Origin of the sequence: Cupriavidus pauculus, assembly GCF_003854935.1 — a bacterium.
GTDB lineage: Bacteria > Pseudomonadota > Gammaproteobacteria > Burkholderiales > Burkholderiaceae > Cupriavidus > Cupriavidus pauculus_C.
The window spans coordinates 517,354-536,285 of the sequence record NZ_CP033969.1; the positions used below are offsets into that span (position 1 = coordinate 517,354).

The 18,932-nt window shown below is 68.0% G+C and carries 20 protein-coding genes; 6 read left to right on the forward strand and 14 right to left on the reverse strand.

Going from position 1 to position 18,932, the window contains the following annotated elements:
• Positions 1–44: 44 nt before the first annotated feature.
• A complete protein-coding gene (locus EHF44_RS04085) occupies positions 45–983 on the reverse strand; it encodes a methyltransferase domain-containing protein (RefSeq protein WP_253699966.1) in 939 nt (312 codons plus the stop codon).
• Here EHF44_RS04085 and EHF44_RS04090 point away from each other — a divergent pair.
• A complete protein-coding gene (locus tag EHF44_RS04090; RefSeq protein ID WP_253699968.1) occupies positions 972–1,784 on the forward strand; it encodes a ComF family protein in 813 nt (270 codons plus the stop codon). The genes EHF44_RS04085 and EHF44_RS04090 overlap by 12 nt on opposite strands.
• Before the next feature lie 52 nt (positions 1,785–1,836).
• The gene (gene trmL / locus EHF44_RS04095) at positions 1,837–2,307 is read left to right on the forward strand and encodes a tRNA (uridine(34)/cytosine(34)/5-carboxymethylaminomethyluridine(34)-2'-O)-methyltransferase TrmL (protein ID WP_124682568.1); all 471 of its coding nucleotides are present in this window, start codon (positions 1,837–1,839) and stop codon (positions 2,305–2,307) included.
• 21 nt (positions 2,308–2,328) lie between these two features.
• On the opposite strand, the gene EHF44_RS04100 is transcribed toward trmL, so the two are convergent.
• From EHF44_RS04100 to EHF44_RS04120, 5 genes are all read right to left on the reverse strand, one after another.
• Positions 2,329–3,309, reverse strand: a complete 981-nt coding sequence (locus EHF44_RS04100; RefSeq protein WP_124682569.1) for a Bug family tripartite tricarboxylate transporter substrate binding protein — start codon at positions 3,307–3,309, stop codon at positions 2,329–2,331.
• 76 nt (positions 3,310–3,385) lie between these two features.
• Positions 3,386–4,411 (reverse strand): NAD(P)H-dependent glycerol-3-phosphate dehydrogenase, encoded by a 1,026-nt coding sequence (locus EHF44_RS04105; protein WP_124682570.1) that lies wholly within the window; start codon positions 4,409–4,411, stop codon positions 3,386–3,388.
• A 172-nt stretch (positions 4,412–4,583) separates the two neighbouring features.
• Positions 4,584–5,102, reverse strand: coding sequence for a protein-export chaperone SecB (gene secB, locus EHF44_RS04110; protein WP_124682571.1), 519 nt, complete (start codon positions 5,100–5,102; stop codon positions 4,584–4,586).
• A 191-nt stretch (positions 5,103–5,293) separates the two neighbouring features.
• Positions 5,294–5,551: a glutaredoxin 3 gene (gene grxC, locus EHF44_RS04115; RefSeq protein WP_124682572.1), complete on the reverse strand. Its 258-nt coding sequence runs from the start codon at positions 5,549–5,551 to the stop codon at positions 5,294–5,296.
• An 85-nt stretch (positions 5,552–5,636) separates the two neighbouring features.
• Positions 5,637–6,050: a rhodanese-like domain-containing protein gene (locus EHF44_RS04120; protein ID WP_124682573.1), complete on the reverse strand. Its 414-nt coding sequence runs from the start codon at positions 6,048–6,050 to the stop codon at positions 5,637–5,639.
• A 145-nt stretch (positions 6,051–6,195) separates the two neighbouring features.
• On the opposite strand from EHF44_RS04120, the gene gpmA reads away from it, so the two are divergent.
• The 3 genes from gpmA (at position 6,196) to EHF44_RS04135 (ending at position 9,601) form a co-directional block, all read left to right on the forward strand.
• Positions 6,196–6,942: a 2,3-diphosphoglycerate-dependent phosphoglycerate mutase gene (gpmA, locus tag EHF44_RS04125; protein ID WP_124682574.1), complete on the forward strand. Its 747-nt coding sequence runs from the start codon at positions 6,196–6,198 to the stop codon at positions 6,940–6,942.
• Positions 6,943–7,144: 202 nt separating this feature from the next.
• Positions 7,145–8,755, forward strand: a complete 1,611-nt coding sequence (locus EHF44_RS04130) for a S41 family peptidase (protein WP_124682575.1) — start codon at positions 7,145–7,147, stop codon at positions 8,753–8,755.
• A gap of 93 nt (positions 8,756–8,848) precedes the next feature.
• Positions 8,849–9,601 carry a HesA/MoeB/ThiF family protein gene (locus tag EHF44_RS04135; protein ID WP_124682576.1) on the forward strand — a complete coding sequence of 251 codons (753 nt, stop codon included), beginning with the start codon at positions 8,849–8,851 and terminating at the stop codon, positions 9,599–9,601.
• A gap of 228 nt (positions 9,602–9,829) precedes the next feature.
• On the opposite strand, the gene bfr is transcribed toward EHF44_RS04135, so the two are convergent.
• The 8 genes from bfr to EHF44_RS04175 form a co-directional block, all read right to left on the reverse strand.
• On the reverse strand, positions 9,830–10,309 hold the full coding sequence (gene bfr, locus EHF44_RS04140; RefSeq protein WP_011296489.1) for a bacterioferritin: 480 nt from the start codon (positions 10,307–10,309) through the stop codon (positions 9,830–9,832).
• Positions 10,310–10,462: 153 nt separating this feature from the next.
• Positions 10,463–10,768: a (2Fe-2S)-binding protein gene (locus EHF44_RS04145; protein WP_124682577.1), complete on the reverse strand. Its 306-nt coding sequence runs from the start codon at positions 10,766–10,768 to the stop codon at positions 10,463–10,465.
• A 239-nt stretch (positions 10,769–11,007) separates the two neighbouring features.
• The gene (gene ptsP / locus EHF44_RS04150) at positions 11,008–12,765 is read right to left on the reverse strand and encodes a phosphoenolpyruvate--protein phosphotransferase (protein WP_124682578.1); all 1,758 of its coding nucleotides are present in this window, start codon (positions 12,763–12,765) and stop codon (positions 11,008–11,010) included.
• Between the two features lie 49 nt (positions 12,766–12,814).
• Complete coding sequence (locus EHF44_RS04155; RefSeq protein ID WP_124682579.1) at positions 12,815–13,084, reverse strand: HPr family phosphocarrier protein; 270 nt, start codon at positions 13,082–13,084, stop codon at positions 12,815–12,817.
• Positions 13,053–13,508 (reverse strand): PTS sugar transporter subunit IIA, encoded by a 456-nt coding sequence (locus EHF44_RS04160; protein WP_124684986.1) that lies wholly within the window; start codon positions 13,506–13,508, stop codon positions 13,053–13,055. The genes EHF44_RS04155 and EHF44_RS04160 overlap by 32 nt, the downstream gene beginning before the upstream one ends.
• 121 nt (positions 13,509–13,629) lie before the next feature.
• Entirely contained in the window at positions 13,630–14,583 is a 954-nt protein-coding gene (gene gshB, locus EHF44_RS04165) for a glutathione synthase (protein ID WP_124682580.1), read from the reverse strand.
• Between the two features lie 92 nt (positions 14,584–14,675).
• On the reverse strand, positions 14,676–15,971 hold the full coding sequence (gshA, locus tag EHF44_RS04170; protein WP_124682581.1) for a glutamate--cysteine ligase: 1,296 nt from the start codon (positions 15,969–15,971) through the stop codon (positions 14,676–14,678).
• Positions 15,972–16,389: 418 nt separating this feature from the next.
• Complete coding sequence (locus EHF44_RS04175; RefSeq protein WP_124682582.1) at positions 16,390–16,752, reverse strand: NirD/YgiW/YdeI family stress tolerance protein; 363 nt, start codon at positions 16,750–16,752, stop codon at positions 16,390–16,392.
• A 381-nt stretch (positions 16,753–17,133) separates the two neighbouring features.
• Here EHF44_RS04175 and EHF44_RS04180 point away from each other — a divergent pair, with 381 nt between their 5' ends.
• On the forward strand, positions 17,134–18,915 hold the full coding sequence (locus EHF44_RS04180) for a ShlB/FhaC/HecB family hemolysin secretion/activation protein (RefSeq protein ID WP_253699971.1): 1,782 nt from the start codon (positions 17,134–17,136) through the stop codon (positions 18,913–18,915).
• Positions 18,916–18,932: the final 17 nt, after the last annotated feature.

The following is an 18,932-nucleotide window of genomic DNA, read 5'->3' on the forward strand; positions in this document are numbered from 1 at the left end:
AACGATGCGGCCCGATTGTCGGGCGACCGGGCTGCCCGCGCGCGTCAGCGGCGCGGCGGGGTGCGGCCGATCCTGTCGACCGGGATGATGGCGCGGCCCTGATCGTCGGTTGCCTGCTTGCCGCGCGCCGGAATCTTCCAGGCATGGCCGTAGACAATCTCGAACGTCAACGGGATCACGCCATCCGGGTTACGTAGCCGGTCCAGCGCGGCCAGCACGGCGCGGTGCCAGCGGCGCCCGCGCAGGCCGGCGGCGCCCGGGCGGCGCATGCCGCCGAACGCCTGCACCTCGCGCAGCAGCTTCTCGGGCGTCTCGTAGGTGATGGTCAGCGTTTCCATGTCCATGACCGGCGTGGACCAGCCGCTGTGCACGAGCATGTCGCCAATGTCGTGCATGTCGACGAAGCGCAGCGTATGGGCGTCCAGGTCCACCTCGGCAAACGCGGCGCGCAGCTCCTTGAGCGTGTCCGGGCCGAACAGCGAGAACATGACCAGCCCGTCGTCGGCGCTCACGCGGTGCCATTCCGGAAAGACGCGATGGGGCTCGGGATGCCAGTGCAGCGCCAGGTTCGACCAGAGCAGGTCGAAGCTGGCCGGCGCGAACGGCAGTGTGGCAAGATCGCCCTGCACCAGGTCGAACATCGGGCGCTTGCCCAGCAGGCGGCCGATCCAGCCTGGCCGGCGCTGCGGGTCGCGCTGGCCGGCCTGTTGCAGCATGGCGCCGGAGATGTCCAGGCCGGCGATCTGCGCGTCGGGAAACCGCGCGCGCAAGCCCGCCAGGCCCTGGCCGTGGCCGCAGCCGATATCGAGCGCACGCCGCGGCGCCAGCCGGACCACTTCCATCCGCTCCTGCATGCGCTGGCCAATCTCGCCCAGCAGGAAATCGAGCTGGCCGAAGCGCGGGCTACGGCGGTCGAACGCAAGCCGGGTCAGCCGCGCGGGCGGCAACCAGGCATCAGGAGAATCGGTGGCATGCAGGGACACGGACGAACAGGGCAGCAAGGGTCGGATCGGCAGGTGCGGCAAAGTGCCGCACCATCGGGCGCCACGCGGGGCGGACCGCCGGAAGTATACGCGCCGGGGCTCCCGCGCGCCCGAAGGGTCTTTGCCCGGCATGCGGCCCACCTGTGGCGCGCGCTGCTGCCATCGGCCTGCCTGGCCTGCACGGCCGTGCAGCGCGACGTGGTCTGCGCCGCTTGCGCCGCCCGCCTGCTGCAGCCCGTGCCGCGCTGCCCCCGCTGCGCCACGCCGCACAGCCACGGCCCGTGCGGCCAGTGCGCCGACGACGATCCCATCGACACCACGCTGACGCTGGGCGACTACACCGCGCCGTTCGACCGGTTGATCCTGCAGTTGAAGTTCGGCGGCCAGTTGCCCGCCGCCGCGTGGCTGGCGGAGCGGCTGGCCCACGCCATGCGCGACGATGCCCTGCCCGACCTGCTGGTCCCGATTCCGCTGTCGGCGTCGCGCCTGGCAGAACGCGGCTTCAACCAGGCGTGGGAAATCGGCCGGCCACTGGCGCGGCGGCTGGGCGTGCCGGCGTCACCGTCGATGCTGTGGCGCCTTCGCGATACCGCCAGCCAGCGCACGCTCGACCTGCCCGCGCGCCTGGCCAACCTGCGGCAGGCGTTCTCGGTCAGCCCCGCGGCCCGGCTGGACGGGCTGCACATCGCCCTGGTCGACGACGTGATGACCACCGGCGCCACGCTGCGCGAGGCCGCGCGGGCCCTGAAGGCCCACGGCGCCGCCCGCGTCACGGCCGTGGCGGCGCTGCGCACACCGTGACACGGCGCGGCGCCCGCGGTAAGCTGCGGACCGGTTTTTTGCAGGCCATCCCATGTTCCACGTCGTCCTTGTCGAACCCGAAATCCCGCCGAACACCGGCAATGTGATCCGCCTGTGCGCCAACACCGGCGCGCAGCTTCACCTGGTCAAGCCGCTCGGGTTTCCGCTGGAAGACGCCCGGATGCGGCGCGCCGGCCTGGACTATCACGAGTACGCGACCATGCGCGTGCACGATAGCTGGGACGCGCTGATGGCCGCCGAGCAGCCCGACCCCGCGCGCATGTTCGCGCTGACCACGCACGGCTCCACGCCGTTCGGCGAGGTCAGCTTCCAGCCTGGCGACTGGTTCGTGTTCGGATCGGAAACACGCGGCCTGGCACCCGAGCGCCGCGAGTGGTTTCCCGCCGCGCAGCGCATCCGTCTGCCGATGCGCCCCAACAACCGCAGCCTCAACCTGTCCAACACGGTCGCCGTGGTGGTGTTCGAGGCCTGGCGCCAGCACGGCTTCGCGGGCGGCGCCTGAGCCGGCCCGCCCCGCCGGCCGTCAGTCCTCCGGCTGCACGTTGGCCGCGCGAATCACCTTGTCCCACCGGGCCTTCTCGGGGACCATGGTCTGCCGCAGCGACGCCGGCGCCGTGCCGGCCGGCACGAAATACTGCGCGCGCATCCGCTCCCGCACGTCGTCGCTGCCGATGATCCGCACCAGTTCGCGGTAAAGCCGGTCGACGATCGGCGCAGGCGTGCCGGCCGGCGCCAGGATTGCCTGCCACGAGATGGCCTCGAAGCCCGGATAGCCCGATTCCGCGACGGTCGGCACCGACGGCAGCACGCCCGTGCGCCCCGCCGACGTCACCGCCAGCACACGCAGCTTGCCGGCCGTCACCATCGGCATGGCAATGGCCGGCACCATGAACCCGGCCTGCACCTGCCCGCCAACCATCGCCGTCGTGATCTGCGGAAAACCGGCATACGGCACGTGCTGCAGGTCGATGCCAGCCGCCGCCTTCAACTGCTCCATCGCCAGATGGGCCGCGCTGCCGTTGCCCACCGAGCCATAGTTCAGCACGCCCGGCCGCGCCTTCGCCAGCGCCACGAACTCGTGCAGCGTGTGGGCGGGCAGCCGGGCATCGACCACCAGTACGTTGGGCGACGTGGCCACCAGCGTCACCGGCGCCAACTGCTTCATCGGGTCGTAGCTCAGGTGCCGGTACAGCGACGGCGCCGTCACCAGCGGGCCGTTGATCGTGAACAGCAGCGTGTAGCCGTCGGGCGCCGCCTTGGCGACGAGCCCGGTGCCGATGTTGCCGCCCGCGCCGGGCCGGTTTTCCACGACCACCGGCTGGCCGAGCACGGCCGCCAGCTTCTCCGTGACGATCCGCGCGATCAGGTCCGGCGACGATCCGGCCGGGAACGGCACGACCATGCGGATCGGACGGGCCGGCCACGGGGCATCGGCAAAGGCGGGCAGCGAAGCGGTGGCGGCGGTGGCCGCGAGAATGCGAAGGGCCTGACGGCGACTGGCCATGATGGTCGGCTTGGACAAGGGCAGGAAAAGGGCAGGAAAAGGACGGCCGGCGCGGCACGCCGGCGTGGCGGTATGGCTATTCGTCGCGCGCGTCGCGCTGCAGCAGCCGCGCCACCGCATCGGCAACGGGCAGGCCGTCGAACAGCACGGCGCAGACCGCGCGGGTGATCGGCATCTCCACGCCATGCCGCGCCGCCAGCGCCGCCACGGCCTGGGCGCAGCGCACGCCCTCGGCCACGTGGCCCAGGTCGTGCAGGATCTGGTCGAGCGTGCGGCCCGTGGCCAGTTGCTGGCCGACGCGCCGGTTGCGCGACAGGTCGCCGGTGGCGGTCAGGATCAGGTCGCCCATGCCGGCCAGGCCCATGAACGTCTCGGTGCGTCCGCCCAGCGCCAGGCCCAGCCGCGTCATCTCGGCCAGCCCGCGCGTGACCAGCGCGGCGCGGGCGTTCAGCCCCAGGCCCAGCCCGTCGCTGGCGCCCGTGGCGATGGCCAGCACGTTCTTCACCGCGCCGCCCACTTCCACGCCGATCAGGTCGTCGCTGCCATAGATCCGCATCGCATGATGGTGGAAGGCCAGTTGCGCCAGGTCGGTCAGGTCGTGCGTGGTGCCCGCCACCGTCAGCGCGCAGGGCAGCCCCTGGGCGACTTCCCGGGCGAAGCTGGGCCCGGTCAGCACGCCGTAGCGGACGTCGTCGGCAGCGCCGCCCAGCGCGTCCAGTTCCTCGCGCACCATCTGGTGCGGCAGCGCGTGGGTGTCGGCCTCGAAGCCCTTGCACAGCCAGAGCATCGCCAGCGGCCCCTTGCGGCGCCCGGCCAGCCGCCGCGTCATCTCGCGCAGGCCGGACACCGGCGTGGCCACCACGGTCAACCCCTGCGGATCGCCGAGCGCGTGGTCGACGGCCGCGTCGAAGTCGGGCTGGCACGCCAGCCGGGGCGACAGCGTCACGCCCGGCAGGTAAGCGGCATTGGTGCCCGTGGCGGCCAGGGCGGCAAGCTGGTCCGCGTCGCGGCCCCACAGCACCACGTCATGCCGGCTGTCGGAAGCGGCGTGGCTGGCCAGGGCGGTGCCCCATGCGCCGGCGCCCAGGATGGTCAGTTTCATGGCAGGTCCGAGGGATGGGTGGATGGGTGGAAGGTCCGATGAAGGCGCGGTGTGCCCGAAGGTGTGCCCGCACGTGTGCCGGAAGTATGGACGCCCGACGGCCACATCGGAAATCAGAAAACGGAAACGGGGCCGCAGCCCCGTTTTTCAGCAGATCCGGCCGCGGCGCGGATCAGTGGCGCGCCTGGCTGCCGTCCGGCAGCACGATGCCCGACTCGCCGGCCTGGCCCTGCGCTTCTTCCATCGCGGCCTGCAGGCGTTGCTCGTACAGCGCCTGGAAGTTGATTTCCGACAGGTGGATCGCCTGGAAGCCGGCGCGCGTGATCACGTCGGCGATGTTGCCGCGCAGGTACGGGTACAGGATGGTCGGGCAGGCGATGCCCAGCAGCGGGTCCAGCTGTTCGGCCGGCACGTTGCGGATGTCGAAGATGCCGGCCTGGTGTGCTTCCACCAGGAACGCCACCTTGTCCTGCACCTTGGTCGTCACGGTGCCCGTCACCACCACCTCGAAGATGCCCTCCTGCAGCTGGGCGGCACCCACGTTGACCTGCACTTCCACCGAAGGGGCTTCCGATTCCAGGAAGATGGCCGGGGAGTTCGGCTGTTCGAGCGACATGTCCTTCAGGTACACGCGCTGGATGTTGAAGAAGGGCTGGTCGTCCTGCTGGGTGGCTTGTTGCTGGTCGCTCATGAAAGGCTTCCGGATGGATCGGTTTGGGCGCGCTGCGCCATGCGCCGCCAGGTGCCGGGGCCCCCGTGGCGGTCTGGAAAGCGCATATGGTACATGACGCCGATGGCGAATTCACCGTTCGGCGGCGGAATCAGAATCGTCCCATGGCGGGACCCGGCCCGGCGGCGCGTGGCGGGCCGCCCGGTGGCGCCTCAGGCGGCCAGCAGCGGCACCAGGCCGCCCTGGCGGTCCAGCGCCGAGAGGTCGTCGAAGCCGCCCACGTGGGTGTCGTCGATATAGATCTGCGGCACGGTGCGACGACCCGTACGGGTCATCATTTCCTCGCGCTTGCCGGGCTCGCGGTCGATCAGGATCTTCTCGATCGTCTCGACGCCGCGCTGCTTGAGCAGGCGCTCGGCCATCTGGCAATAGGGACACACTACCGTGCTGTACATGACGACGCGGGCCATGCGGAATCTCCTTGACTGCAAAAAGCCGCGGCGCGGCACCGCCCAGGGCAGTGCCGCGCCGCGCGCTGCATGTTGAATGGGGCTGTTACTTGATGACCGGCAGGCCGGCCTGCTGCCAGGCAGCCATGCCGCCTTCCAGCGCGTAGACCTCACTGTAACCGGCTTCCTTGAGCGCTGCTTGGGCCTTGCCCGAGCGCTGGCCGGTCTGGCAGACGACGATGATGGGGGTCGCCTTGTCCTTTGCAAGGCCGGGGGCGCGGCCGGCAATGTCGGCCAGCGGCGCGCTCTTTGCCTGCGGCAGGTGGCCCTTGGCGAACTCGGCCGCGTCGCGCACGTCGACGACCACGGCGTTGCGCCGGTTGATGAGCTGCGTGGCCGCAGCCGTGTTGACGCGCTTGCCGCCCGTACCGGCCTTGATCTGCGGCCAGGCCAGCAGGCCGCCCGAGACCACGGCGATCGCGATCAGGGCCAGGTTGTTGTAATCGGCGAAGAAATTCACGTTGGCATTCCGTTGGGTTGGGTCGGCGGCATTATAAAATACGCGGTTTCGCGCCAGCGCCGATTATTTCGGGCGGCGCCTGCCACGCCCGGCGTGACGCCGGCGCCGCGCGCCGCAGCTTACTCACTACCCTGGAAGCAGCAGCATGTACAAGCTCGTTCTCATCCGCCACGGCGAATCGACGTGGAACCTCGAAAACCGCTTCACGGGCTGGGTCGACGTCGACCTGACCGACACCGGCGTGGCCCAGGCCCGCCAGGGCGGCCAGCTGCTCAAGGAGGCCGGCTTCACCTTCGACGTGGCCTACACGTCGGTGCTCAAGCGCGCCATCCGCACGCTCTGGCATGTGCAGGACGAAATGGACCTGATGTGGATTCCGGTGCGCAACGAATGGCGCCTGAACGAGCGCCACTACGGCGCGCTGGCCGGCCTGAACAAGGCCGAGACGGCGAAGAAGTACGGCGACGACCAAGTGCTGGTGTGGCGCCGCAGCTACGACACCCCGCCCCCGGCGCTGGAGCCCACCGACGAGCGCGCGTCGTACAACGATCCGCGCTACGCCAATGTGCCGCGCGAGCAGCTGCCGCTGACCGAATGCCTGAAAGACACGGTGGCCCGCGTGCTGCCGCTGTGGAACGAATCGATCGCTCCCGACATCAAAGCCGGGAAGCGCGTGGTGATTGCCGCCCATGGCAACAGCATCCGCGCGCTGGTGAAGTACCTGGACCAGATCTCGGATGACGATATCGTCGGCCTCAACATCCCCAATGGCACCCCGCTCGTCTACGAGCTGGACGCCGACCTGCGCCCGCTGCGCCATTACTACCTGGGCGACCAGGACGCCATCGCCGCGTCGCTGGCCGCCGTGGCCAACCAGGGCAAGGCCCGCTGAGGCACCGTGCGCGGCCGTGCCGCCCCGCCCGGCCCCCGGGTAGGCGCGGCCCGGCCATGTGTGGCCGCCCCCACCCAGGCCGGGTGGCCCGCAGGTCTTTTTCCGCGCACCCTCTTATACTGTCGGTCAATCCGCGCCGGACACCGCCCGTGCGGCCCGGGTTTATCCTTTCGCACCACCCACAAAAGTTCAGGCAGCCCTCATGCGTAAGACGCTCAAGAACATTAGCCTTGTCTCAGTCGGTGTCGTAGCCGGCGTGCTGGCCACGCTGCAGATCTCCGCGACCGCGCAGAACAGCTCCGGGCCGCTGCCGCTGGACCAGTTGCGGCTGATGTCCGATATCTTCGGGCAGATCAAGCGCGAGTACGTGGAGCCGGTGGACGACAAGAAGCTGCTGACCGAGGCCATCAAGGGCATGGTCGCCAGCCTGGACCCGCACTCGGCCTACCTGGACGAGAAGGACTTCAAGGAACTGCAGGAAGGCACCCGCGGCCGCTTTGCCGGCCTGGGCATCGAGATCTCGCAGGAAGAGGGCCTGGTCAAGGTCATCAACCCGATCGAGGACACCCCCGCCTTCCGCGCCGGCATCCAGCCCGGCGACCTGATCACCCGGATCGACGACAAACCCGTGCGCGGCCTGCCGCTGGAGCAGGCGGTCAAGCGCATGCGCGGCGAACCGGGCACCAAGGTCACGCTGACGATCTACCGCAAGAGCGAGGAACGCACGTTCCCGGTCTCGATCACGCGCGCCGAGATCCGCGTGCAGTCGGTCAAGACCAAGATGCTCGACAACAACACCATCGGCTGGGTGCGCCTGACGAGCTTCCAGGAGCGCACCGTTGCCGACCTGGGCCGCCGCCTGAAGGACATGGCGGAGAAGAACCCGAACCTGAAGGGCATCATCCTGGACCTGCGCAACAACGGCGGCGGCGTGCTGCAGGGCGCCGTGGGCGTGGCGGCGGCGTTCCTGCCGGACGACGCCACCGTGGTGTCGACCAACGGCCAGGTGCCCGACGCCAAGCGCGTCTACAAGGCGACGTTCAACAACTACCGCCTGTCGTCGCTGGAGGACGATCCGCTCAAGGACCTGCCGCCGCAGTTCAAGAAGATGCCGATGATCGTGCTGACCAACGCCTACTCGGCGTCGGCGTCCGAGATCGTGGCCGGCGCGCTGCAGGACCACAAGCGCGCGCTGATCATGGGCAAGACCACGTTCGGCAAGGGTTCGGTACAGACCGTGCGCCCACTGACCAACGACACCGGCATCAAGCTGACCATCGCGTACTACTACACGCCGTCGGGCAAGTCGATCCAGGCCAAGGGCATCCGCCCGGACATCCCGGTCGACCAGAATCCCGAAGGCGATCCGGATGACGCACTGATCACGCGCGAGATCGACACCGAGCGCCACCTGCATAACAAGCAGGAATCGGAAGAGCCGGAAATGAACGAGCGCGAGCGCCGCCGCGTGGATGAACTACGCCGCCTGGAGGAAGAAAACTCCAAGAAGACGCCGGAAGAGCGTGAGAAGGATCGCAAGAAGAAGCCGGTGGAATTCGGTTCGGCCGACGACTTCATGCTCCAGCAGGCCATCGCCCAGCTCGACGGCAAGCCGGTGCAGCGTTCGAAGTCGCGCCTGGAAGCCACCGGCACCGCCGGCAAGCCGGACACCAAGGAAGAAAAGGCCGGCAAGCCCGCGGCCAAGCCGGCCGCCAAGCCCGCTCCGGCGCCGTCCAAGCCCGCGCCGGCCAGCCAGCCGCCCGCGAGCGCGCCGATCGGCCAGCCCCTGGGCACGCCCACCGGCCAGAAGTAACGGCGTCAGGCCGCGCGCCCCGGCGCGCGGCACGCCACCATCCTGCGGCCCGCGGTATTGCACCGCCGGGCCGTTTTTGCTGGAAGCCGAGCCATGAACGACGATCAGCTGCTGCGCTACTCGCGCCATATCCTGCTGGACGAACTGGGGATCGAAGGCCAGGAGCGCCTGCTGGCCGGCCATGCGCTGGTCATCGGCGCGGGTGGGCTGGGCGCGGCCGCGCTGCCCTACCTGGCGTCGGCCGGCGTGGGCCGCATCACCATCGTCGATGACGACGCGGTGGACCTGACCAACCTGCAGCGCCAGATCCTGCACACCACGGCCAACGTCGGCCGCCCCAAGGTGGAATCGGCCCGCGAAGGGCTGCTGCGGATCAATCCCGACATCGCCGTGCAGACGGTGGCCCGGCGCGTGGGCGATGCTGAACTGGACGCCCTGGTGGCGGACGCCACCGTCGTGCTGGACTGCTGCGACAACTTCGCCACGCGCCAGGCGGTGAACCGGGCCTGCCTGAAGCACCGCAAGCCGCTGGTATCGGGCGCGGCGCTGCGGTTTGACGGCCAGGTCAGCGTCTACGACCTGCGCGACCCCGAGGCGCCGTGCTACGGCTGCCTGTTCCCGCCGTCCGAGCCAGCCCCCGAAGCCGCGTGCGCGACGATGGGCGTATTTGCGCCGCTGGTCGGCATGGTCGGCACGGTGCAGGCCGCCGAGGCGCTCAAGCTGCTGACCGGCGTGGGCCAGACGCTGGCCGGGCGGCTGCTGATGGTCAATGCGATGACGATGGAATGGACGACGATGCGCCTGGCGCGCACGCCCGGCTGCGAGGTCTGCGGCGGACGGCACTGAGCCGCGGCGCCTTCGCGCCAAAAAAACAAGGCGACCAGGCGGTGGAGCCCCCTCCCCGCGTGGTCGCCTTTTTTTGTTTCCAGTCCGCGATCGGTCTGGATGAAGACAAGAATCCGAATGAGAACGGTTATTCACCTGGTCCGCACCCGGGCGTGGCGCCATGCCGCGCCACGCACCTGACCGGGCCGCGCCTGCCTGTGGCGGCAGCGGCCGGGCCCCGCCGGCGGCTTACTGCTCGCCCGGCTCCATCTGCGACTGCAGGTAGTTCTGCAGGCCGACCTTGTCGATCAGGTCCAGTTGCGTTTCCAGGTACTCGATATGCTCTTCGGTGTCCGTCAGGATATCGACCAGGATTTCGCGGCTGACGTAGTCGCCGACCGATTCGCAGTACGCAATGCCTTCCTTGACCGTGGCATGGGCGGTTTGCTCCAGCTTCAGGTCGCACTTGAGCATTTCGGGCGTGTCTTCGCCCAGCAGCAGCTTGTGCAGGTCCTGCAGGTTCGGCAGGCCGTCCAGCATCAGGATGCGGTCGATCAGGCGGTCGGCGTGCTTCATCTCGCCGATCGATTCCTTGTACTCGACGTCACCGAGTTTCTTCAGGCCCCAGTGGCGGTACATGCGTGCGTGGAGGAAATACTGGTTGATCGCGGTCAGCTCGTTCTTGAGCTGGGCGTTCAGGTGCTGGATGACTTTCTTGTCACCTTTCATAGGGGGCTCCGGTTGCAGACAACGATGGACCCGGCGTACGAGAGGCGACTCAGCAAATAGACAAGCGCGCGAAATGACAAAACGCGCCGCGGAGCCAGTCCGGGGGCGCGCTTCTCAATTCACGCGTTGTTCGGTGAGATTCTGCTTAACGGATCACGCCACCAGCGCGGTGCGTTGATCGTTCGCGACTGCCGGGTCACGAGCCTCCATTATGGCATGTGACGCAGCCGGCGAACAGGCCGGAATCTCGACGACCTGGATGGTCGACAGCTTGGAGGCCTTCATCGTCTGCACGGCGGCCACGCCTTCGCATAGCACCTGGCTCGCGCAGTCGCGGCAGCGGCCGCAGCAGGTCCCGACGCCCAGCGTCTCGGCCAGCTCGTCCAGCGTGGTCACGCCAAGATGAGCGGCACCATGGATCTCATGGTCGGTAACCTGATTGCAGATGCAGACGTACACAACTACCTCCTGGGGGCTGCGTCGGCACCGGCATGCCGTACGCGATGGAAGGCAGAATAACAGAGATCGAAAATGATAACAATTCCCATTAAACGCGATGCGCCGGCCTCTGCACGCGTGCCACGGCCAAGCATCCTGCAAGGATTTTCAGCGCCACTTTTCGGGAGAAAAGTGCCGTTTTCGACGCCGATTCAGCCGCCCAATACCCCTCGCCGGTGCAGGGTTGTTGCGGCGCCGCGTCAGCCCTGCAACTGCTTCAGGGCCACCGCCAGTTCGTCGGGCTCGTAGCAGGCCAGGATCTGGTCGACCACCTTGCTCAGGCGCCCGCAATCGGCGTGGATGACCTCCTGCTTCACGCGCAGCAGCTGGGCCGGGTGCATCGAGAACTCGCGCAGCCCCATGCCCAGCAGCAGCCGGGTCATGGCCGGGTCGCCCGCCATTTCCCCGCACACCGCCACCGGCACGCCCGCGTGGTTGGCGTCGCGGATCGTCCGGGCGATCAGTTGCAGCACGGCCGGGTGCAGCGGGTCGTACAGGTGCGCCACCGCGTTGTCGGCACGGTCGATGGCCAGCGTGTACTGGATCAGGTCATTGGTGCCAATGGACAGGAAATCCATCCGCTTCAGGAACAGCGGCAGCAGCAGCACGGCCGCCGGGATCTCGATCATCGCGCCGATCTTGATGCCCGGATCGTACGGCTGGCCGCGCGCGTCCAGCTGGCGCTTGGCCTGGGCGATCAGGTCCAGCGTCTGGTCGATCTCGCTGGCGTGGGCCAGCATCGGGATCAGCAGCCGCACCGGGCCGAAGGCCGACGCCCGCAGCAGCGCGCGCAGCTGGGTCAGGAACATGGCCGGCTCGGACAGCGACCAGCGGATTGCCCGCAGCCCCAGCGCCGGGTTCAGCGCGGTCTCGAATTCGTCGGCCAGGCCGTCCAGCGGCTTGTCGGCGCCCACGTCGATGGTCCGGATCGTCACGGGCAGGCCGTGCATGGCCTCCACGGCGTTGCGGTAGGCCAGGAACTGCTCCTCCTCGTCCGGCATCTCGCTGCGCCGGTTCATGAACAGGAATTCCGAGCGGAACAAACCCACGCCCACCGCGCCGGCCGACAGCGCCGCGCCGGCGTCCTCGGCCAGTTCGATATTGGCAAGCAGTTCGATCTCCAGCCCGTCCAGCGTCACCGCCGGCATGTGCCGCAGCCGTTGCAGCCGCTTCTTTTCCAGCGCCCGCTCGCTCTGGCGGTGCCGGTATTCCTCCAGGATGATGGCCGACGGGTCGACGATCACCAGCCCCGCGTCGCCGTCGATGATGATCCAGTCGTCCTGCCGGATCAGCTCGCTGGCGCTCTTGACGCCCACGGCCGCCGGGATGTCCAGGCTGCGCGCGACGATGGCCGTGTGCGACGTGCGCCCGCCCAGGTCGGTCACGAACCCGTGGAACATCGTGTGCTTGAACTGGAGCATGTCGGCCGGGCCGATGTCGTGGGCCACCACGATCACGCCGGGCGCCGCCTCGCCGTCGGGCGCCAGCGCGGGCACCGGGGCCGGCGCCAGCACCGGCGCGCCAGCCAGCACCTTCAGGATGCGCTCCACCACCTGCTGGATATCGGCCTTGCGCTCGCGCAGGTATTCGTCCTCGATCTCGTCGAACTGGCGCATCAGTTCCTCAAGCCGCGTGGTCAGTGCCCACTCCGCGTTGTAGCGGCGCTGCAGGATCAGCGTCTCGGGCTCGCGCGACAACGCCTCGTCGTCCAGGATCATCGTGTGGACGTCCAGGAACGCGCCCATTTCCTCGGGCGCGTCGCGCGGCAGGTCGCGCTTCAGGACCGCCAGTTCCGCCCGCACGGCCGCGCGCGCCGCGCGCAATCGCTCTACCTCGGCATCGAGCCGGTCTTCGTCGACCAGGTAGTGCGATACGTCCAGCGCCGCCGGCGCGAGGATATGGGCCCGCCCGATGGCGACCCCACGAGAAACCGGAATGCCGTGCAAGGCAAAGGGCATGACCCGCTCCGTCAGGAACGTTGAGGAATTCTGTTAAGGGCGCCGGGCCTCACTCGCCTTCGCCAAAGCGGTTGGCGATCAGCGCCAGCAGCGCGTCCATCGCTTCCTGCTCGTCGGGGCCGTCGGTCTCGATCGTGACCGTCGAGCCAATGCCGGCGGCCAGCATCATCACGCCCATGATGCTCTTGGCGTCGACCTGGCGCCCGTTGCGGGACATCTTGACCTGGCTGTCGAAACTGCCCGCCAGTTGCGTGAGCTTGGCGGACGCGCGGGCATGGAGCCCGAGCTTATTGATGATGGTGGTGTCCCTCTGCAGCATATTTATCGGGATGGTTTGCGGTTTGGTTCTGGACGGTGGTGGTGCCAATCTGCAGCACGCCCTGCGCGCCGCCGGCCAGCGCCTTGGTGGCAAGCTGGTCGAGCTTTTCGGCCCGGTAGCAGATGGCGCGCACAAGCATGGGAAGGTTCACGCCAGCCAGCACTTTCACGCGGCCGGGTTCGGCCAGGCGGGCGGCGATGTTGGCGGGCGTTGCGCCAAAGATATCGGTCAGCACCAGGGCACCGTTTTCCTCGCAGACCGCTGCCAGGCTGCGCTGCGCGTCGGCCAGCACGGCAGCCGGATCGGCATCGGCCACGACGTCGATTGCCTCGACCCGGGGCGGCTGGCCACAGTAGACGTGGGCAGCGCAATCGCGCAGCGCCGAAGCCAGCGGCGCATGCGCGATGATCAGAATTCCTGCCATGATGGTGAATCCGTTGGATTGCCTCGGATTGTAGCAGGCAGCCCCCCGGCCCTCCCCGCGATTTGGTACGCCCGCCGGACTGTGGTGCCGTCGCATCATGGCGGCACCGGTCCGGCCGATGTCAGCGCCGCTCGCTGGCCACCGCCTCTTCGAGCGCGTCGATGAACATCGCGCCGACGTTGAAGCCCGTCTGCTGCGTGATTTCCTGAAAACAGGTCGGACTCGTCACATTTACCTCGGTCAGGTAGTCGCCGATCACGTCCAGCCCCACCAGCAGCAGGCCCTGCTTCCACAGGCCCGGCGCCAGCGCTTCGGCGATCTCGCGGTCACGCGCGCTCAGCTCCTGGGCGCGGCCAATGCCGCCCGCCGCCAGGTTGCCGCGGATCTCGCTGCCCTGCGGGATGCGCGCCAGCGAGTACGGCACGGGCTTGCCGCCAATCAGCAGGATGCGCTTGTCGCCTTCCTTGATCGCCGGGATGTAGCGCTGGACCATCAGCGTGCGGGCGCCGTTGTTGCCCAGCGTCTCGACGATGGCCCCCAGGTTCATGCCGTCGGCGCCCACGCGGAAGATGCCCATCCCGCCCATGCCGTCCAGCGGCTTGACGATGATGTCCTGGTGCTCGGCGTGGAAGGCCCGGATACGGCCGGCGTCGCGCGTGACCAGCGTCGGCGTGACGAACTGCGGATACTGGCCGATCGCCAGCTTCTCGGAATGGTCGCGGATGGCCTGCGGCCGGTTGAACACGCGCGCGCCCTGGCGCTCGGCCAGTTCCAGCAGCCAGGTGCTGGTCACGTATTCCATGTCGAACGGCGGGTCCTTGCGCATCAGCACCGCGTCGAACGTGGCCAGCGGCAGCACGGCGGCCTCGCCCAGGCGGAACCAGTCGTGCGCGTCGTCGAGCAGTTCCAGCGGCCGGACCACGGCTTCCACCACGTCGGCGGCCAGCGAAAGCTGCGACTGCAGGCAGAAGAACAGCTCGTGCCCGCGCGCCGCCGCCTCGGTCATCATGGCGTAGGTGGAATCCTTGTAGGTCTTGAAGGTTTCCAGCGGATCGGTGATGAAGAGAATGCGCATGATGGCTCGTCGCGTTCGGCGTCAGGTGAAAAGGACCGGCCCGGGCGTGCCGGGCCGTGTGCGGGCATGACCGGCGGGCCGGCGCCCGGGGATCAGAGGATCGGGTTCGGGTCGGTCTTCTCGAGTTCCAGCGACGCCGCCAGCAGCGCCAGCCGCGCCACCACGCCATACATGTAGAAGCGGTTCGGCACGGCCGCGCCCGGCTTGGCATGGCTGTCCGGAATACCGTTCGGCGCAAAGGCCAGCGGCACAAAATGCATGCCCGGCGCGTTCAGGTTCTCGTCGTTGCCACGGCCGGTGTGCACGCGGTAGAAGCCGCCCACCACGTAGCGGTCGATCATGTAGACCACGGGCTCGGCCACGGCCTCGTTGACCTTCTCAAACGTGTGCACGCCTTCCTGGATGATGACGTCGGAGACCTCCAGGCCCTCCTTGACGACGCTCATCTTGTTGCGTTCCTTGCGGTTCAGGCCCTTGACCTCGGCCGGGTCGCGCACGGTCATGATGCCCATGCCGTAGGTGCCCGCATCGGCCTTGACCACCACGTACGGCGTTTCCTTGATGCCGTACTCGCGGTACTTCTTGGCGATCTTCTTCAGCACGCCTTCCACGGCATCGGCCAGTTCTTCCTCGCCAATCCGCTCGTGGAAGTTCACGCCCGACTGGCGCGCGAAGTACGGGTTCACCATCCACGGGTCGATGTCGATCAGCTTGGCGAACTTCTTGGCCACCTCGTCATAGGCCGCAAAGTGGCTGCTCTTGCGGCGCGTGGACCAGCCCGCGTGCAGCGGCGGCAGCAGGTACTGCTCCTGGATGTTCTCCAGCACCGGCGGGATGCCGGCCGACAGGTCGTTGTTCAGCAGGATCGAGCACGGGTCGAAATCCTTGAGCCCCAGGCGGCGGCCCTTGGAGCCCAGCCGCGCCAGCGGCTCCACGACCAGCGTCTGGCCGTCGGGCAGTTCGATCGGGGTAGGCTCGGTGATTTCCTCGGACAGCGACCCCAGCCGCACGTTGAGCCCGGCCTGGCGCATGATCAGCGACAGCCGCGCCACGTTCTGCAGGTAGAACATGTTGCGGGTGTGGCGCTCGGGAATCAGCAGCAGGTTCTTGGCGTCCGGGCAGATCTTCTCGATCGCGGCCATGGCGGCCTGCACGGCCAGCGGCAGCATTTCGGGGGCGAGATTGTTGAAACCGCCCGGGAACAGGTTCGTGTCGACGGGCGCCAGCTTGAAGCCGGCATTGCGCAGGTCGACGGAACAATAGAACGGCGGGGTATGTTCCTGCCATTCCAGCCTGAACCAGCGCTCGATGGACGGGGTGGCGTCCAGGATCTTCTTTTCCAGCTCGAGCAGCGGACCGTTCAGCGCGGTGATGAGGTGCGGGACCATATCCATCCTAAGGAATCAGCTTTATTGTCCGCCCCGATTGTAAGGGAACGGCTATCACCCTGCTGGCTCCGGCCGCATAACCATATGCGGCGGCCGGCTTTGGGGATGGGGAGATGGGGACGATGGCCCGATTTCAAAGGCCGGCGCGGCCCGGCGCGGCGCCGTGGGCCGTAATGGGCATAAAAAAAAAGCGCGGCATCACGCCGCGCTTTCAAATGGCCTGACAGATACGGGGAGCGTTCTGCAGGTGGAGGAAACTGCCTCATTGGCACTCTAGGCCCGCGCCCCCTTAAAGACAATTGAGACTTTTTAAGATCCGATTTAAGCACCCTGCGAATATCGCCGGGGCAACATCTGCATCGGGTCGCCAGCGGGCCCAACGCCGGCGAAAGTATCGCATAATCCACATCAACGCCGGCTAACGCACGACTTCGAGCCGGTCGACCTCCACGTGCGGCTGCCCGATGACCTTACGCTCGAATTCGCCGGTCAGCCTGACCTCGCGCTTGTCGTCAATCGCCGGATGGTGTCCGGACAGCAACTGGTGGTCGATCTCGACACGCATCTTGCCGGTGGCATCGGCAAACTCGTAGTCCTCGCCGCCCAGGTGCCGGACGATCCGCCCCTGCAGCAACACCTGCTGGTCGTCACGGCCCTGCGCCAGCAGGTCCTTGACCGTGGTGGTGGTAGAGACAGCGCCCGGCCCCGCGTACTGCGCCTGTGCGGCGGCGGACGCCAGCACGGCGCCGGCGACAAGGATCCATCTGGAGAATCGTGGCATGGCTGGTACCTCCATGTGGTGGATGGGGGACGCCCGACCACCATACGCCGGCCCGCCACGCCCGGTCTTGATCCAATAAAAAAGCCCCGGCACATGGCCGGGGCTTGAGGTGTATCAACTCAAGCCAGTAAGGCCCTACCCGGCGACACCCGCCGCCACCGCATCACCCGAAAAGGTCCGCTTCCATGCGGACCTTTTCTTTTTTGTTCCAACATCGCAAATTTTCGTGTTTCTGCGATTTTTGCCAGGACAGTCCGCTGCTAGTTTCCGGAGCCTGCACGCCACGCTTCTCCGCGCGTGTGACATCTGCCGGCGCGAGGGTCGGCCAGTTTCCTACTTGGCATAAAAAATCGCAGCATGGGTCGAAGTTCGGTTTATTGGTTGAGCCGCGCCATTCCAGCGGCGGGCGTGTGGTGGGGCGGACTGGCGCTGGCGCAGGTGCCGCCCGACGTCGCGGATGCGGTGCGCCGGATGCAGCGCGAGCAGAGCCAGCAGTTGCAGCGGGAGCGCAGTGTCGAGGACGCCAGCGAGCGTGCCCGTCAGGTTCAGGCGCCCACCGTGGCGCTGGAAAGCGGCGCCCGCCCTTCGGACGCGTTCTCGGCAGACCTTCCCGCGGAGTCAGCGTGTTTCGACATCGCCACGTTGCTGCTCGAAGTACCGGCACAGATGTCGCCTGAGACCCAACGCCTAGGCGCCAGCGCTTTGCCGATGGACCCTTTCCGCTTCGCACAAGACTACCTCGACCGCTTCGCGGGCCAGTGCATCGGCCGCGAAGGCATCAACACCATCGTCCGCCGGCTCGGCGCCCAAATTCTCGGGCGTGGCTACACCACGACGCGCGTGGCCGTACCGGCACAGAACCTGGCTTCCGGCACGCTGCGCCTCACGCTGATACCCGGCGTGATCCGGCAGATCCGCTTCGCCGACGCGGCTACGCGTGGCACGTGGCGCACGGCCTTCCCGGCGCGCCCGGGCGACCTGCTCGACATCCGCGACCTCGAACAAGGTCTCGAACAGATGAAACGCGTGCCGAGCCAGGACGTGGAAATGCAGATCGTGCCCGCCGAGCTGCCCGGCGAATCCGATGTCGTGATCACGGTGAGACGGCAGAAACCGTGGAAGCTGGTGGCCGGACTCGACGACAGCGGCAGCCCGGGCACCGGCAAGCTGCAAGCCAACGCCTCGGTGGGCATCGACAACCTGCTGGGGCTGAACGACCTGTTCAACCTCGGCGGCAGCCACGATGCCAACACTGGCCAGGGCGGTCGCGGCACCTGGGGCGCCAATGCCAGCTACTCGGTGCCCTGGGGCAACTGGACCATCGGCGCCAGCGCCAGCACCTATCAGTACTTCCAGCGCATCGCCGGCCACAACGAGACGTTCGAGTCGAGCGGCGATTCCAGATCCGCCGAGCTGAAGGCCCAGTACCTGCTGCAGCGCGACCAGTTCCAGAAGAACACGCTGCAGTTCCGGCTGGGCAGGCGGTGGAGCCACGCGTTCATCGCCGATACCGAGATCCTGAACCAGCAGCGCAACACCACGTTCGCCGAGCTGGCGTGGCTGCATCGGCGGCAATTGGGCCCGGCCCAGCTCGATCTGCAACTGGCCTACCGCTTTGGCGTGCCGTGGTTTGGCGGCCAGACGCAGGTCCGCACGCTGGAACCCGACGCGCCAGGCCTGCGCAACAGGTTCCTCTATCGCGTGGCGGTGCTCGATGCCACGCTGGCCGTGCCGCTCAGCCTGCCCGTGGGCGATTCGCGCCGTCTGCCGCTGCGCTACGTCACCACGGTTCATGGCCAGTACACCGGGCAAGCCACGTTCTCCAGCGAGTTCCTGTCGATCGGCAACCGCTGGACCGTGCGCGGCTTCGACGGTGACCTGACGCTGGCCGCCGAGCGCGGTGCCTACTGGCGCAACGACCTCGAAGTGCCGCTCGGCGGCAGCGGCTACACCGCCTACCTGGCGCTCGACGCGGGCACCGTGGGCGGTCCCAGCGCTGCATGGCTGGCTGGCCGCACGCTGGCCGGCACCGCCGTGGGCCTGCGCGGCAGCCCGTTCCGGGGCCTGTACTTCGACGCCTTTCTCGGCTGGCCGCTCTACCAGCCCGACACCTTCCCGACCCGCAAGCCAACCGGTGGCTTCTCTGTCTCCTATCAGTACTGAACGCGGCCCGTTGCGCG

Coding starts and splice junctions, on each gene's coding strand:
- EHF44_RS04155 (WP_124682579.1), bottom strand. CDS start 13,084: ATGCTGCAGAGGGACACCACCATCATCAATAAGCTCGGGCTCCATGCC.
- gpmA (WP_124682574.1), top strand. CDS start 6,196: ATGTACAAGCTCGTTCTCATCCGCCACGGCGAATCGACGTGGAACCTC.
- gshB (WP_124682580.1), bottom strand. CDS start 14,583: ATGCGCATTCTCTTCATCACCGATCCGCTGGAAACCTTCAAGACCTAC.
- EHF44_RS04175 (WP_124682582.1), bottom strand. CDS start 16,752: ATGCCACGATTCTCCAGATGGATCCTTGTCGCCGGCGCCGTGCTGGCG.
- gshA (WP_124682581.1), bottom strand. CDS start 15,971: ATGGTCCCGCACCTCATCACCGCGCTGAACGGTCCGCTGCTCGAGCTG.
- EHF44_RS04105 (WP_124682570.1), bottom strand. CDS start 4,411: ATGAAACTGACCATCCTGGGCGCCGGCGCATGGGGCACCGCCCTGGCC.
- EHF44_RS04090 (WP_253699968.1), top strand. CDS start 972: ATGCAGGGACACGGACGAACAGGGCAGCAAGGGTCGGATCGGCAGGTG.
- bfr (WP_011296489.1), bottom strand. CDS start 10,309: ATGAAAGGTGACAAGAAAGTCATCCAGCACCTGAACGCCCAGCTCAAG.
- ptsP (WP_124682578.1), bottom strand. CDS start 12,765: ATGCCCTTTGCCTTGCACGGCATTCCGGTTTCTCGTGGGGTCGCCATC.
- EHF44_RS04130 (WP_124682575.1), top strand. CDS start 7,145: ATGCGTAAGACGCTCAAGAACATTAGCCTTGTCTCAGTCGGTGTCGTA.
- secB (WP_124682571.1), bottom strand. CDS start 5,102: ATGAGCGACCAGCAACAAGCCACCCAGCAGGACGACCAGCCCTTCTTC.
- trmL (WP_124682568.1), top strand. CDS start 1,837: ATGTTCCACGTCGTCCTTGTCGAACCCGAAATCCCGCCGAACACCGGC.
- EHF44_RS04135 (WP_124682576.1), top strand. CDS start 8,849: ATGAACGACGATCAGCTGCTGCGCTACTCGCGCCATATCCTGCTGGAC.
- EHF44_RS04160 (WP_124684986.1), bottom strand. CDS start 13,508: ATGGCAGGAATTCTGATCATCGCGCATGCGCCGCTGGCTTCGGCGCTG.
- grxC (WP_124682572.1), bottom strand. CDS start 5,551: ATGGCCCGCGTCGTCATGTACAGCACGGTAGTGTGTCCCTATTGCCAG.
- EHF44_RS04100 (WP_124682569.1), bottom strand. CDS start 3,309: ATGGCCAGTCGCCGTCAGGCCCTTCGCATTCTCGCGGCCACCGCCGCC.